Here is a 12,969-nt window from a genome sequence, read left to right as displayed (position 1 = left end):
GAGGAGATTACGGGTCATGCTAGCTAACTCAAAAGTAACCTACACCGTATTCCCAAGCGCCAAAAGCTATCTTGGGCGCGAATACACAACCTCATGGCAAGAGATGGCAAAGTTTATCTCCCGTCACAAAACCTACGCAAACAAACAAGACGCTCAACTTATCCAACTATCCTCAACTCAAGTAATCGAGAAGGCTAATGGTAAAACTGGCGAACTTTATAAAACCATGCGTGGATATGACGCTATGAAATCCGTAACTGCAATTGGCTTAGATGTAGATAACAACGATAGCAAGGTCCCTTACAAATCCCTTGGCGATGTCAAAGCGATCTTGAAAGAACTCAATCTCGCCTACGTTCTTTACACCTCCTTTAGCCACTCAAGCGATCACCATAAAATGCGAATCGTAATACCTTTATCTCGTCCCATTGCAAAGCACGAGAAAGACCTTTACGAAGTGATATGGTCCCGCTTAAACAGTAAGTTTGACTTTGCTTTAGATGGTTCCTGTTGCGATATGGCTCGCATCTTCTACATTGCCTCACACGCAGAAGACGCCAAAGCATACACATCAGAAATCAACCTAAACGGTAACGCGATAAATGTATCCAAGTTCGAACCTTTAGCCGAAGACCTTCGTTTTCAGCGAGAAGAAACCGAGCGCCTCCGCAAATACAACTCACAGATAAATCCATCTCAAAATGGCTCAATCGATGTGTTCAACGAGCGCATGGATATTAGAGTGATGTTAGAGCGAAACGATTACCAGTGTATCGGCGATCGATATCTCTCACCTCAATCTAGTAGCGGTAGTGCCGCGTGTGTAGTAAGCGACAACATCGTCTTTATCCATCACGAAACCGATCTTTTGATGCATAAGATGATTGAAGTAGCTGAACGCAATGATTGGCCTCGACCTCTTGGCGGTAGTTGGTATGGCCGTATCGCTATCTCTCCATTCGATGTATTACATCATTTGGAATGTAATGGCGATTTCAGCAAAGCGATGCGAATCGTAAAAGGCGAGGTAGTAGCATGACCGCTTTTAACGACTTAGATTTATCAAAGCCCATCCCAACACAGGACACAGTAACCTTCCGTAACCGAATTCTTTCGTCCCGAATCCTCCCAAAAGAGATCAAAGCGACCGAATGGTTAATCGATGGCTACATGCCCGAAGGTAACAACCTCAAAATTGGCCACACTCAAGCGAAGAAGACCTTTAGCAACGTCGGCGAGATCGGCGCCATGCTCGGTTACATTCACGAAGAGTGCATTAACGTCTCCGTCCGTGATACTCGCAAGGTTATTTACATCTCTGAGGATACCGACCAGTTCACTAACATGATGATGACCTACTTACAGGAGTGTGGATGCAGTAACGAAGAAATCACAGAAATCTTCGAATCCTCTTTACTTGTAACAGGACTTCCATCTGATCATGCTAGCGAAGAAGCGTTTGTCTCCGCTTTAGGTCTATTAATCGAAGAGATGACCGTCCAAAAGCCCATGACAATCGGAGAAGGCACTTACGAGGTAAAGCCAGTTATTTACTTCGATACACTCCGCTTTTGTTTCGCCGTTGATAACGAGAATGACAATAGTCTTTTAAGTCAGTTAACTAAATTGATTAAAGGCCTTCAATGTCCAACCGTTACAGTCCACCACACCGGAAAGACTTCAGAAGGCGAACAAGGCCTTCAACGCGGTCGTGCCGGATTTGAAGAAGGCGTAATCGTTCATGGTGCCGGCGGCAGTTCGCTTGTCTCCAACCTTGAGGCCTCGTTCATCTCCTCATGGGACATGGATCTCAACATCCCACGAGTAATCGCCAATAAGAAACGGCAAACTCGTATTTATGAGGTCTGTATTGCCGGTGGTAGAACAGTCTCTCAATCTGCTCTTAGTCGCAATGGAGAGTGGACCAAAGAAGACATATGGTTTCCTATCCTAAAACTCTACACTCTTGATGAGTATCGCCACCTTGCTTCAAATGGTGCCGAGATCAAATCTAAAAGCATTTACGAGAAAATCGCTCAAAAGCTGATTAACCTCTCTGAAAGTGTCAAAGAGATTGAGTTCAAAATAGGAAGAGGCGGTAAAGCTGAAGTATCAGAGATATCTAAACAGTTTGATACTGCATCCTTTACTCGCTTTTACGGCATAGCCAAGCAAGACTACCCTCAGTATCGGGATTGGTTGTTTAAGGTAGCCGAAGTAGAGCTTCCCAAATCAGGCATAGCCATCCTGCCGTTAACGCAGTTCGCAGCAAACTATAAGTCACCTCCTGAATCTGACTTCTAGCAAGCACTAAGTTCAAAGTTCTTAATATATTTATATAGCAGAACTTCCACCAGAACTTCCAAACGCCCTCCCTTGGCTCATGTCATCGGTGGGCTTTATTCATTTATTTCACCTATTTCAGAAAGACTTACTTATGTCTACTAAGACCCAATACGCGTATCCATCTCACTCAGATCGAGGTATGACCTTGCGTGATTACTTCGCCGCCAAAGCTCTTGAAGCTCTTGCCGAAAAGTCCTATTACGAAGACGGCATTTCTAACGAGAGACTAGCAAAGCACGTTTACGAGCTAGCCGATGCCATGATGGAGGTTCGCTAACATGCCAAAAATCGCATGGCACAAGAACCTAATCAACGTCTATCTAGACAATGACACCAACGAGATAACCGTAGAGCGACATAAAGACACTCCACACTCTATTAGTTGGTATTCACTACACGTAACCAAACTCTTTACAGAGCGATACGGCAATAAGAACCACATCGTCTTTGGGAAGGTGAGCGATCTCAACTCAATCGATGATGTGATTGCCTTAGCCAACCATAAAGAGTTCGGCTTCGACTACATACCCACAGATGTAGATGACTTAGAGGATGACTTTAAGTCCGCCATGAATGTATTAACTAAAGCAATCATTCGATAGGAACAACAAACATGTATTCAATTAAATACGCCGATCGTGTAGTTACCTACGCCCGCATCGGTAATACCGTATCCATATACGCAGTAGAGAAGCTAACAGAAAGAGCCTAATGAACACAACAACAATAATAGATGTATCAAATACCATTACCAATTACTTAGATATAGTGCCACAGCTATTCACAACAGAGGATGGTAGTAGTGTCGTAACTGCTGTGTGGAACGTAACAACAACTGATGAAGGACATACTACTGTGGGTATCGTATTAGATACCGTGCATGACACATTAACGGTAGTGGAGAATGAAGAGCAACAGTTAGGTCTGTATCAGAAGTATTGTGTATGCGGTATAGCCACCACTAATGGCCTTGCATTCGATGTAGTCGTTAGTGATGAGTGTGTTACGTGTGCAGTCGGTGAAGACGTGTCCAACAGGGTAGCAACCGAAGCGGACAACCAAACAGACTCCAACAAACCAGTGCTCCATTAATTACAAAACGCCTTAAACGCTACAAGCGGGCTCCCATAAAGAAGTAGGCGGCTATACGCAAAATGGGTGCACTGCTTCGTAACCTGTGCGGAGGTGTTTTCCACACGCACGTGATCATCGGGCCGACCCAAAGCGCATCCGGATCACCCACGTTTCACCCAGTCACTCCCGAATCTACCGGGAATAGAACCATATTAACTACCAATCAGAAGTGATCTGAGCCTCTTCTGCGCTCAATCTCACCCGTTCAACCCGTAACCAAAACGAAAGAACTAGCAATCCATGGCTAAAAGCAAATCCAACTCAGTAACGGGCCGTATTCAAATCTTTGCCGACTTCTCGGCGTTAGTCGAATACACCCAAAGCCTCGTAATCGATGAACCCCAAACCGTAGCCGAGAAAACCTTTACCTACTTGGCATGTAGAGCACCTCGACTTTGGAATAAAAACGAAATCAACCTATTGATCGTTTTAGCCCGTCTTGAGGCAACTCTCGCAAACCTTACATCGCAACAAACCCAATACCTAGCCAAAGAGATCCTCCTCCCAAGCGATATCAAATCAATTAAAGAGATCTCCACCGCTTGCGCTTCGGTAGTAACCCAGTTGCACACCCTCACTACCCGCCTAGGTGTTAGCGCCGCACAGTTAAACGGTTCCGCCATGCGGAGTGAGGCCATGAATACCAACTCCCGAGAGGTAGCAAATTTAGTGCTCTCGAAATCCACAAACTCAACCACTGACGCACAGACGTTGGATATCAAAGATATAGAAGCCCGCCGTAAAGCTACCGCCTTCTTGGATGACTTACCTTTAGAAAGTATTACCCAATGACCCACGAATACGTAATTGTCGATAGCAAGGGCGCAAAGCACTACATAACACGTGCCTACATCCAATACGCCTATCGCCTATTACTCCAAGCCGGCTACGAAGCCACCGAAGCAAAAGATCTAGCAATCGATTGGATTAACGCTCGCATTCAAATTAGCGCAATTGCCGAAAGCGATTTGGTTTACCAAAACCACTCCTTTGTTAATGAAGATCGACTGCTCTCACAAATTAATCACAAGCTCCTACAAGCGAATCTTCTCGAAGCCGATAACTTCGCTGAGTTTGAGTAACTAATAAACACGAAAGTAAAAAATGCCACAGAACAAAACACCTAACCCCAATGTCTCAACCTCCGCAATCCTTGTAGCAAGGTTTAGAGAAACCGGTGCCACCATCAAGATTGGTGCCATCCTACTTGACCACAAATCCGATAGTGAGTTCGTCCTTATCCGTCATGGGATTGATTTATCTCAATTCGTTGACCCACATCGCCCCGATAGCGGTTACATCAAATTACAACTTATCGCAAAGGACAGTGAGAATGATTAATCAATACTTCATGGCAATTTTTGTAGTTGAAACACCAGAGTTACGCTCAAACGGTCGTCCTAAACAAAAGACTATTAGCAGTTATGTAGCGCTGTATGACAACTTCGAGTCTACCGTCAATAAGTTTTCGGCTCGATTTGCCAATCAAGACTTCACAATAAAAGAAATTACCGTCTTTGTTAGTGACGTCAACTTCAAAGATGAGTGGGAGTTACTCAAAGCCGACGCATCCGTTGCATGGAGTCGTAAAAATTCTGAGTTGTTGCAACTTAGACCAGATATCACTGTTACTAATGTGTTTTGCGCTGATGACTTCCACCCACGTAACTACCGCAAATGAGGCGACATCCCACATTTGATGCCTCAATCTTACATAACCCAAATAACAGCTTTTCACTCAAAGTAGTAATAAAGAATAAATCCACTATAGATTTATATATCCCTCAGTGGGCGATTGTCTCAACCTTGCAAGACTACGTTGACCAAGAGCCCGACGCCATCCGCATCTATTTCTCCAACTCCCCGATTTATAAAAAGATCACCGACGAGTTATTAGCAGATCGAGAGCTATCTTTCTTTGACAAGCTAAAGCGGATGGAGGCACGCGTCCCATTTCTCTACTTCTCAGACATAAGAAAAAACTATCAACTATGACCAAACAAAACCAATATATCGCCTTAGCCACTCATCCTTTCATCGATTGCGTTGATGGCACAAGAGATTTAGTAATACGCAAGAAAGACGCACCTAAAACTCAACTATGCCCGCTACTAGATCATCATGAGTATGAAACAGAGCCGCTTGGCTTTGCCGAGTTGGCTTTCATCCCATGCGCTGAAATCTCAGATACAACAGAATTGTGCGTAGTAACTGCACTAATTAATACCGATAAGGAGTTGCCTCCAAATCAATGTGTATCAATTGGCGCACCAATCGACAAGATTGTGGGCAAGTATCAAATCTATAGCGACATTGTCGAACTATCTTTGGTTGATAAAGGCCATTTAAATGGCGCCGCAGTTATCGAGTTCGAAAACTGGAACAACGTTATTCGCGCTTTATATGAAACTGCCCCAACAATCGTAATGAAGATTGTTAAGGACTTGGCCCAATGAGGCGTAAAAAACACCCGGAAAAGTATTGGTATGGTCCTTTAGAGTTAGATGCCGAAGGTGCTTACATTCTTCAGCGCTTCGCTCAATGCGCCTACAACGAGTGGCGAAATGAAGTGCCAATCCCACGCAAACTTGAGCCTTATTCATTCAATGATTTTCGGTCAAAACTTTGGTGGAAGCTATATCGCATGTATGAAGATGGCGCCTTCTCTTTCGAGTTGGAGTTATTCGATATAGAGAGCGATCGACCACCTCCTGATTTATCCCGCCTAGCGGATAAGTTTAGTAAAGAAGTCTAAGAAATCTTATAAATCATCTCTATGCGAGATCGCATGGAGTTCTATTACTCCTCAATAAGGAGAACATATGGCAGTTTTAAATTTCCCAGAGAATCCATCGCTTGACGACATATATACAAGTGATACGGGTATCTCATATAAATGGAATGGCTACGCTTGGGATGTAATACCAAAAGACGTGCCACCCGTTGTTGGCCCACAAGGCGAAACAGGCGAGCAAGGTCCAATTGGTCCGCAAGGTCCTAAAGGCGATACCGGAGAGCAAGGCCCACAAGGTCTTCAAGGTGAGCAAGGCCCTAAAGGCGATATAGGCCCACAAGGTCCCGCCGGCGCCGATGGTAGTGGCAGTGGTGGCTCAAGTGGTCCCGCTTTTCGCGCTACACCTTCACCAACAGCAAACCAATCTATCCAACAAAATACCTCCACAAAGGTTTATTTGAAAGATACAACATTCAATATCGGCAACGGTTTTACTGCCGCTAATGATGGACGCTTTGTTGTAGCTACCGATGGCGCATATCTCTTCAACTGGCGTGTGCGAGTTGGCACTACCGCAACCAACTTGCAATCCAAACTGTATAAGAATGGAACGCTCTTGGTAAACGGCTTCGTAATCCCTACTGGCAATTCAAACAGTAGCGGCTCCGCGCTTGTTAGCGGTGTTGTTGGTGATTACTTTGAGTTGTATGTCCAACATAGCGCTACCTCGGCATCCGTTGATTACACCGATACATATTTTGATGGTGCATTTATAAGGAGCCTAGTATGACCCTATACGAAAAAATCCTATCCCTTTATCCCGCTTTAACTGACGAAGATTTCAACTCAGTTATCTCGCTACAAGACGATGGTCAAGGCGCTTACGTCAAGTTCTGGAATCACCCAACACTTGCCCGCCCAACTGATGTGCAACTCGCATCTATCTAAATCTTATTAACACCAATCTTCATGCGAACGTGTATGGAGTTTATCAATCCTAAATAAAAGGATTATTTATGTCACTAAAATTAAAACGCTCCGGCGATCAAGTCATTATTCTCGTTGACGGCGAAACCGCAACTATGCCCCTAACCGATAAGGCCTCTGTTCACAAGACAGTTGATAACTTATTGGAAGTAGTTCATCGTGTCCAACACGAACTTAATGATTTGAACGCTTTACGTTACGACGACGCCGAGCGCTACGACACTAAAGGTGTTAGCGCACTATTCAGAGATACAACATCCCATTTCACTGCGGCTACACGCCACAATATTGAACAGGCGATGTCATTCTCACCGGCGTATTTACAAACTGAAAACCTTCGCAACCAAGTGAAGGCTCTCGCTAACGCTTATAAAGATGCCGCCGAAAGCGTATTGTCCAGTAATGGCGATACTCTAATGGTTGGCAAATCTCTGTATGCCAAATCTTCTGCAATCCTTCGCGATTTAGATTTACTTGAGCCACAACTTTCCGCTCCGCTAGAGAAACTCAAAGCGATCAAGATGGAAAAGTCTATGCGCCAGTCAATCCTCCGCAAAGGTATCGAACAGGGCAAGATGATCGCCAATGCCGGATTTAGCGGTATGACCAACGACACCCTCGAAACTGCCGCCGCCTTGAATAAGGCCAAAGCCGTATTGGGCGATAAGAAGACTAAGCGCGAGAAGATTATCCGTGACGCCCAACGCATCTCCAAGTAAGGAGACGCTATGTCACAGACAATTAGTCAGTTATGCGCGCTTTACCCAAAAGCCGCCGCCGCAACCGAAAATCTTCGCTTTAATAAGAAGCTAAGACGCTTGGTAATCGAGAAACTCTCCAAACTTGAAGGCTCAACAAGTCCACGCGACTTAGCGACCAAGATAGTCAATGAGTTATCAACCGATACCAATCTCAACTTCTTATTTGGCGAAGAGGTTGTGAAGAGTATGGATAAGTCCCACTTGGTTTATTCCAAGTTAGACCATGCCATCGCGCTTTCAATCAATGCCTACACCGGTTTAATCAGTAAATCATCCTTTGAAACCGAACTCTTTTGGCGCAAGTCAAAGAAGTCCGCCAACATAAAGAACTTATGTGGGAACTTTGATGTCCATTTATTAGGTAAGGCCGAACACTATCGTGTGTATGTAACAGACCCATCCGTAGAGGTGTGTGTTGCCAAGAATGTCCAACCGTTCCGCTTCCTTGAAGAAGATGTGCGTGATAGACAGAAAATGGTTACACCACGCGATGTGACTTTCGTAAAGTTGTCAGAAGATAGGGCGCTAATGTTATTTAATAGCCCCAACGATGGTATTCAACGCCGATTTGAAATCGGAATGGATAAGGTAAGTGGTTATAAGTTCAAAGCCATTACTGAATACATTCAAGACGGAACAATTCTTGTTGACCGCGATTTCTCTGGTGATGAGTATTTAACTAACAACTTCGGTGAGTTTGTTGGTGAGAAGCGCTACGGTGTCACTCCAACCGTATGGATGATTGATACTACTAACCAAGGCCGTATGGGAGACCAAGGGCCACGGGGTAAGCGCGGTGAGAAGGGCGTCGATCGAAACAAGTTTGGTATCAATGCCGGCTTACTTCAGTTAGATGTTATGGAGCAACGTAAACGTCTAGTTACAAACAAAGAAGAATACGACCGTGCCTTCATTGAGCGTAGCGGTTGGGTTTTGCCCATGAGTAAAGCCCTAATCAAAGATTGGAGTAAGTAATGATCGTTCTGACGAACAAATCAAACCTACCAATTGAGATCTCATGTATTAAATCTGGCGAAGAAATAACTTATTCAGTGCGGGTGAGCAAATCACTGCGTGAGCTATTTGCTAGTCAGTAATATGTAACACCCTATGGATTTGAAACATAGTCCATAGGAATGTTATTTATTCCCACTTACTAAAGGAGATTGAGTTGATTTTGAATCTACCCACAAAGAAACTTATGAAAGCGTTGATAGTTAATCAAGCCAATAATAAATCTCCACAAACGATGTTTCGAGAGGCGTTGATTGTTTATCTCAACTCAGATTACTTTAAATCCCTAGAACAGAAGGTTACTCCCAAGCTTTAGGCTCGGGCATCCAATCCTCAAAGTGTTCTTTATATTGTTCGAGTAGTAAATCTACATACTCATCCACTGCCTCTTTCGTCTTGAGAGAGGCCAGTTCTTCATCCATCATTGAATATTCAGACTCAAAGTCATCTTGACCACCGAATACTTCAAACATGCGATCCATAGCGTATTCACGCAATTCTTTTTTTGTAAGTTTCGTAGCCATATACGTTAGATCTTTGGCTGTGCTTTAACGATTTGTTTGCACTGACCTTGAAAGCTATTATTAGCAATACCGCTATCTAAAATATAAGACAGTTTCATAGAAAGTGTATTTCTATTTACTTGATACTTTTGACGGCTAATTAAATCCTTTGCGGTAAACCAGTAATCTTCCCCATCGCTATAGAGTTTTCCTGTCCCATCCAACTTTCCATTAGTCGTTGCACTACCAACTTGCAAGTCTGTATCCATGGAAATATCAGTGGTGTTAGTCCCGCCTTTTAAATTAATCCAGTCGCATGAAAGAGTTATTACTTTGGCATTTACCGATTGGACTAGGCCCAACAGAGCTAGGGCAAATAAAAACTTTTTCATACTTTACTTTCGGCTAATTTAATTTCTACATTCTATAACCAGCGAGGTAGCTCGCCATAAGCCCATAGATCAAAATCTTCTGCCGCTCTTTCAGATGCTTCGATAAATAATGGTGTTACTTCGCCCAAGGGATAATCACCTATGGGATGAGGACAGGCCTCGTAATTTCGCAACATCCACTTGAGACATTTGCTCGAACAACTCATTCTTCGCAAAAGAGGTTTGTTATCAAGGTGCTCGGCGAATGAATCTGTAATCCAATCCCATAGCCATTCAGTGATGTATTCTTTCTCAACCTTGCTAATAGACATACGTATTCCTTGTTTGTTTCAGGAATAACTTATTTTATATAGACGGGCGAAAAAGAACACAGTTATTTGGTATCTTTTTGGTATCTTCTCATGAGAAGCTAAATTACTGTCCTATACCCAATATACCTCTCGTGTCCGTTTGACATGAGTTATGAAATCATTATAGATATGAGCGAACAAACGAATACTGCAGCAGCAAAGACGGCACCAGCCAGCGAGCACCTAATCTGGGTGGATATGGAGATGTCTGGATTAGATCCAGAAACTGAGCGTATCCTAGAAATCGCCATTATTGTGACCGATGCCCACCTCAATACCATTGCTACGGCACCTGTTTGGGTGGTGCATCAGGATGATGCACTTTTAGATGCCATGGATGCTTGGAATAAAGGTACCCATGGGCGCTCGGGGCTGATTGATAAGGTCAAGGCATCGATACTGGATGAGGCGACAGTAGAGGCAGAATGCATTGCCTTTTTGAGGCAGTACATCAAAGCGGGTATTGCTCCGATGTGCGGAAATACTATTGGTCAAGATCGTCGCTTTATGGCGAAGTACATGCCCAAGTTAGAAGCCTACTTTCATTATCGAAATGTCGACGTCTCCACTCTGAAAGAGTTATGTAAACGTTGGCATCCAGAGTTGGTGAAAGGCTTCACCAAGCAACAGGCTCATACTGCCTTAGCGGATATTGAAGAATCGATTGAAGAGCTGAAGTATTACCGCGATAAATTTATCGTACCGCTACCCTAAGAAATTTATTTTTTAATAGCGCTATTGGGTCTAAAGGCTTTAATGACTTCTTCATTGGTCTCGATATACGGTCCACCAATCAGATCGATACAGTAAGGCACCGCAGCAAAGATTCCGGGCACGATTGATTTGCCGTTCTCATCTTTGAGGCCCTCTAGGGTTTCAGCAATCGCCTTAGGTTGCCCTGGTAGGTTAATCACGAGAGCCGCATGTCCTTCGATTTCACGCAGGGCCGCTGTCTGTCTAGACAAAATAGCCGTTGGTACAAACTTGAGGCTTATTTGACGCATTTGCTCACCAAATCCAGGCATTTCTCGGGTTCCCGCCTCTAGGGTTGCCTCTGGGGTGACATCGCGACGAGAGGGGCCGGTGCCACCCGTGGTGAGGACTAGGTCACAACCCATCTCATCAACCAACTCCACAATGGTTTCGGTAATGATCTCAGACTCATCAGCAATCAGGCGTTCATGAAAAACACAGGGATTACTCATGGCTTTCATCAGCCAGGTTTGCAGGGTTGGAATGCCTTCATCTTGGTAAACACCCTTACTGGCTCTATCTGAGATCGAGATTAGACCAATTTTGACTTCGTTTGGGGTATTACGCTTCGAGGTTTCGGTATGCTTCATATTTCTATTCTAGCTATTATTAGGGCATGTTTACATATTCATCTAGCCAGTTTCAAGAAATTATCAATTTCATGCTCAAAGAGGCCAAAAGAAGGGGCGCCTCGGATGCAGTAGCCGAAGTATCGGAGGGTCAAGGCCTCTCGGTAACCGTTCGTAAAGGCGAAGTCGAAACCATTGAACAAAGCTTGGACAAGCAAGTAGGGGTGACGGTATTTTTGGGGCACCACCGCGGCAATGCCAGTACGAGTGACTTTTCAAAAGAGTCTTTGAAGGCGACCGTTGATGCTGCGTATCACATTGCCCAACACACAGCAGAAGACAATTGCGCTGGACCAGCCGAAGCAGAGTTACTAGAAAAAAATCCACTGGATCTTGATTTATTTCACCCCTGGGATATTGATGCAGGACGCGCTGTAGAAATTGCACGGATTGCGGAGGGCGCGGCATTTGCAGTGAGCAAGCAAATTCAAAATAGTGATGGCGCCTCAGTATCTGCACATCACGCGCATTTCATGATGGGTACCTCACTTGGATTTATGGGGGGTTATCCATTTTCACGCCACTATATTTCATGTGCGCCGATTGCAAGTGAGGGCGGGAAAAAATCTCCTATGCAAAGGGACGATTGGTATTCGAGTTCGCGTATACCAACAGAGTTAGCTGATCCTGCAGCTATCGGTCAGTACGCTGCCCAGCGCGCCTTATCGCGTTTAAAGGCAAGGTCATTGACTACGCGGCGCTGCCCGGTCATCTTTGAGGCTCCTTTGGCTGCGGGTTTGTTAGGTAGTTTAGTGCAGGCAGTATCTGGGGGTGCTCTGTATCGTCGCTCTAGTTTTTTGCTCGATAGTTTGGGTAAGCAGGTATTGCCTAAGCACGTCAGTCTGTTTGAGAATCCCCATCTCAAAGCCATGTCCGGTAGCGCACCATTCGATGAAGAGGGCGTAAAGACCAACGCGCGTACTGTAGTTGATAAAGGTGTTTTGCAGGGTTATTTTCTGTCGACCTATTCAGGGCGTAAATTGGGAATGAAAACTACTGGTAATGCAGGCGGCTCACACCACTTGACTCTGCAAAGCAAGAAAACACCTAAAGGCGGTCTACCTGCTTTATTAAAAGAAATGGGTACTGGTTTATTGGTAACTGAGTTGATGGGGCAGGGCGTGAATTATGTAACGGGAGATTACTCACGTGGCGCATTTGGTTATTGGGTTGAGAATGGTGAGATTCAATATCCAGTGGAAGAGGTAACGATTGCAGGTAATTTACGCGATATGCTCTTAGATATTGAGTTGATTGGAAGTGATTCCTTAATTCGGGGTACCAAAGAAACTGGCTCGATTCTGCTCGGTTCTATGACAGTTGGCGGAAAATAAACCTCGCTATAGAATTCAATGACAGAATCTGT

General features: G+C 44.4%; 20 protein-coding genes. 16 read left to right on the top strand and 4 right to left on the bottom strand.

Annotation, left to right across the window (positions count from 1 at the left end; translation table 11 throughout):
* Positions 1-16 precede the first annotated feature (16 nt).
* From AOC29_RS08035 to AOC29_RS07970, 14 genes are all read left to right on the top strand, one after another.
* Positions 17-1,039 (top strand): hypothetical protein, encoded by a 1,023-nt coding sequence (locus AOC29_RS08035; RefSeq protein WP_215295407.1) that lies wholly within the window; start codon positions 17-19, stop codon positions 1,037-1,039.
* A gap of 131 nt (positions 1,040-1,170) precedes the next feature.
* The gene (locus AOC29_RS08030; protein WP_215295405.1) at positions 1,171-2,304 is read left to right on the top strand and encodes a helicase RepA family protein; all 1,134 of its coding nucleotides are present in this window, start codon (positions 1,171-1,173) and stop codon (positions 2,302-2,304) included.
* A 133-nt stretch (positions 2,305-2,437) separates the two neighbouring features.
* Positions 2,438-2,623 carry a hypothetical protein gene (locus tag AOC29_RS08025; protein ID WP_215295403.1) on the top strand — a complete coding sequence of 62 codons (186 nt, stop codon included), beginning with the start codon at positions 2,438-2,440 and terminating at the stop codon, positions 2,621-2,623.
* Position 2,624: 1 nt separating this feature from the next.
* Complete coding sequence (locus AOC29_RS08020) at positions 2,625-2,948, top strand: hypothetical protein (protein ID WP_215295401.1); 324 nt, start codon at positions 2,625-2,627, stop codon at positions 2,946-2,948.
* A gap of 166 nt (positions 2,949-3,114) precedes the next feature.
* The gene (locus AOC29_RS08015; RefSeq protein WP_215295399.1) at positions 3,115-3,438 is read left to right on the top strand and encodes a hypothetical protein; all 324 of its coding nucleotides are present in this window, start codon (positions 3,115-3,117) and stop codon (positions 3,436-3,438) included.
* Positions 3,439-3,720: 282 nt separating this feature from the next.
* Positions 3,721-4,272, top strand: a complete 552-nt coding sequence (locus tag AOC29_RS08010) for a hypothetical protein (RefSeq protein WP_215295398.1) — start codon at positions 3,721-3,723, stop codon at positions 4,270-4,272.
* The gene (locus AOC29_RS08005; RefSeq protein ID WP_215295396.1) at positions 4,269-4,562 is read left to right on the top strand and encodes a hypothetical protein; all 294 of its coding nucleotides are present in this window, start codon (positions 4,269-4,271) and stop codon (positions 4,560-4,562) included. Before AOC29_RS08010 ends, AOC29_RS08005 begins: the two co-directional genes overlap by 4 nt.
* Positions 4,563-4,813: 251 nt before the next feature.
* A complete protein-coding gene (locus tag AOC29_RS08000) occupies positions 4,814-5,161 on the top strand; it encodes a hypothetical protein (RefSeq protein WP_215295394.1) in 348 nt (115 codons plus the stop codon).
* Between the two features lie 310 nt (positions 5,162-5,471).
* On the top strand, positions 5,472-5,936 hold the full coding sequence (locus AOC29_RS07995) for a hypothetical protein (protein WP_215295393.1): 465 nt from the start codon (positions 5,472-5,474) through the stop codon (positions 5,934-5,936).
* Positions 5,933-6,235: a hypothetical protein gene (locus AOC29_RS07990; protein ID WP_215295392.1), complete on the top strand. Its 303-nt coding sequence runs from the start codon at positions 5,933-5,935 to the stop codon at positions 6,233-6,235. The genes AOC29_RS07995 and AOC29_RS07990 overlap by 4 nt, the downstream gene beginning before the upstream one ends.
* Before the next feature lie 67 nt (positions 6,236-6,302).
* Positions 6,303-7,004 (top strand): complement C1q tumor necrosis factor-related protein, encoded by a 702-nt coding sequence (locus AOC29_RS11345; protein ID WP_215295391.1) that lies wholly within the window; start codon positions 6,303-6,305, stop codon positions 7,002-7,004.
* Positions 7,001-7,162 carry a hypothetical protein gene (locus AOC29_RS07980; protein WP_215295390.1) on the top strand — a complete coding sequence of 54 codons (162 nt, stop codon included), beginning with the start codon at positions 7,001-7,003 and terminating at the stop codon, positions 7,160-7,162. The genes AOC29_RS11345 and AOC29_RS07980 overlap by 4 nt, the downstream gene beginning before the upstream one ends.
* Before the next feature lie 68 nt (positions 7,163-7,230).
* Positions 7,231-7,920: a hypothetical protein gene (locus tag AOC29_RS07975; protein ID WP_215295389.1), complete on the top strand. Its 690-nt coding sequence runs from the start codon at positions 7,231-7,233 to the stop codon at positions 7,918-7,920.
* Positions 7,921-7,929: 9 nt separating this feature from the next.
* Positions 7,930-8,937 carry a hypothetical protein gene (locus AOC29_RS07970; protein ID WP_215295388.1) on the top strand — a complete coding sequence of 336 codons (1,008 nt, stop codon included), beginning with the start codon at positions 7,930-7,932 and terminating at the stop codon, positions 8,935-8,937.
* A 338-nt stretch (positions 8,938-9,275) separates the two neighbouring features.
* Here AOC29_RS07970 and AOC29_RS07965 read toward each other — a convergent pair whose 3' ends face one another.
* Genes AOC29_RS07965 through AOC29_RS07955 form a run of 3 tightly spaced genes read right to left on the bottom strand, consistent with a single transcriptional unit; the run spans position 9,276 to position 10,182 of the window.
* Positions 9,276-9,500, bottom strand: a complete 225-nt coding sequence (locus tag AOC29_RS07965; protein WP_215295387.1) for a hypothetical protein — start codon at positions 9,498-9,500, stop codon at positions 9,276-9,278.
* Between the two features lie 5 nt (positions 9,501-9,505).
* A complete protein-coding gene (locus tag AOC29_RS07960) occupies positions 9,506-9,871 on the bottom strand; it encodes a hypothetical protein (RefSeq protein ID WP_215295385.1) in 366 nt (121 codons plus the stop codon).
* 32 nt (positions 9,872-9,903) lie between these two features.
* Positions 9,904-10,182, bottom strand: coding sequence for a hypothetical protein (locus AOC29_RS07955; RefSeq protein WP_215295383.1), 279 nt, complete (start codon positions 10,180-10,182; stop codon positions 9,904-9,906).
* 168 nt (positions 10,183-10,350) lie between these two features.
* On the opposite strand from AOC29_RS07955, the gene orn reads away from it, so the two are divergent.
* A complete protein-coding gene (gene orn / locus AOC29_RS07950) occupies positions 10,351-10,935 on the top strand; it encodes an oligoribonuclease (RefSeq protein ID WP_215295381.1) in 585 nt (194 codons plus the stop codon).
* Positions 10,936-10,940: 5 nt separating this feature from the next.
* Here the strand turns inward: orn and mog are convergent, their stop codons facing one another.
* Positions 10,941-11,564 (bottom strand): molybdopterin adenylyltransferase, encoded by a 624-nt coding sequence (gene mog, locus AOC29_RS07945; protein ID WP_215295380.1) that lies wholly within the window; start codon positions 11,562-11,564, stop codon positions 10,941-10,943.
* Positions 11,565-11,590: 26 nt separating this feature from the next.
* Here mog and pmbA point away from each other — a divergent pair, with 26 nt between their 5' ends.
* A complete protein-coding gene (gene pmbA, locus AOC29_RS07940) occupies positions 11,591-12,937 on the top strand; it encodes a metalloprotease PmbA (RefSeq protein ID WP_215295379.1) in 1,347 nt (448 codons plus the stop codon).
* The last annotated feature ends 32 nt before the right edge of the window (positions 12,938-12,969 follow it).

The sequence above is a fragment of the Polynucleobacter sp. JS-JIR-5-A7 genome (assembly GCF_018687935.1).
Lineage (GTDB): Bacteria > Pseudomonadota > Gammaproteobacteria > Burkholderiales > Burkholderiaceae > Polynucleobacter.
The sequence above is the reverse complement of the archived record's forward strand: the minus strand, read 5'-3'. Positions and strand labels throughout refer to the sequence as shown.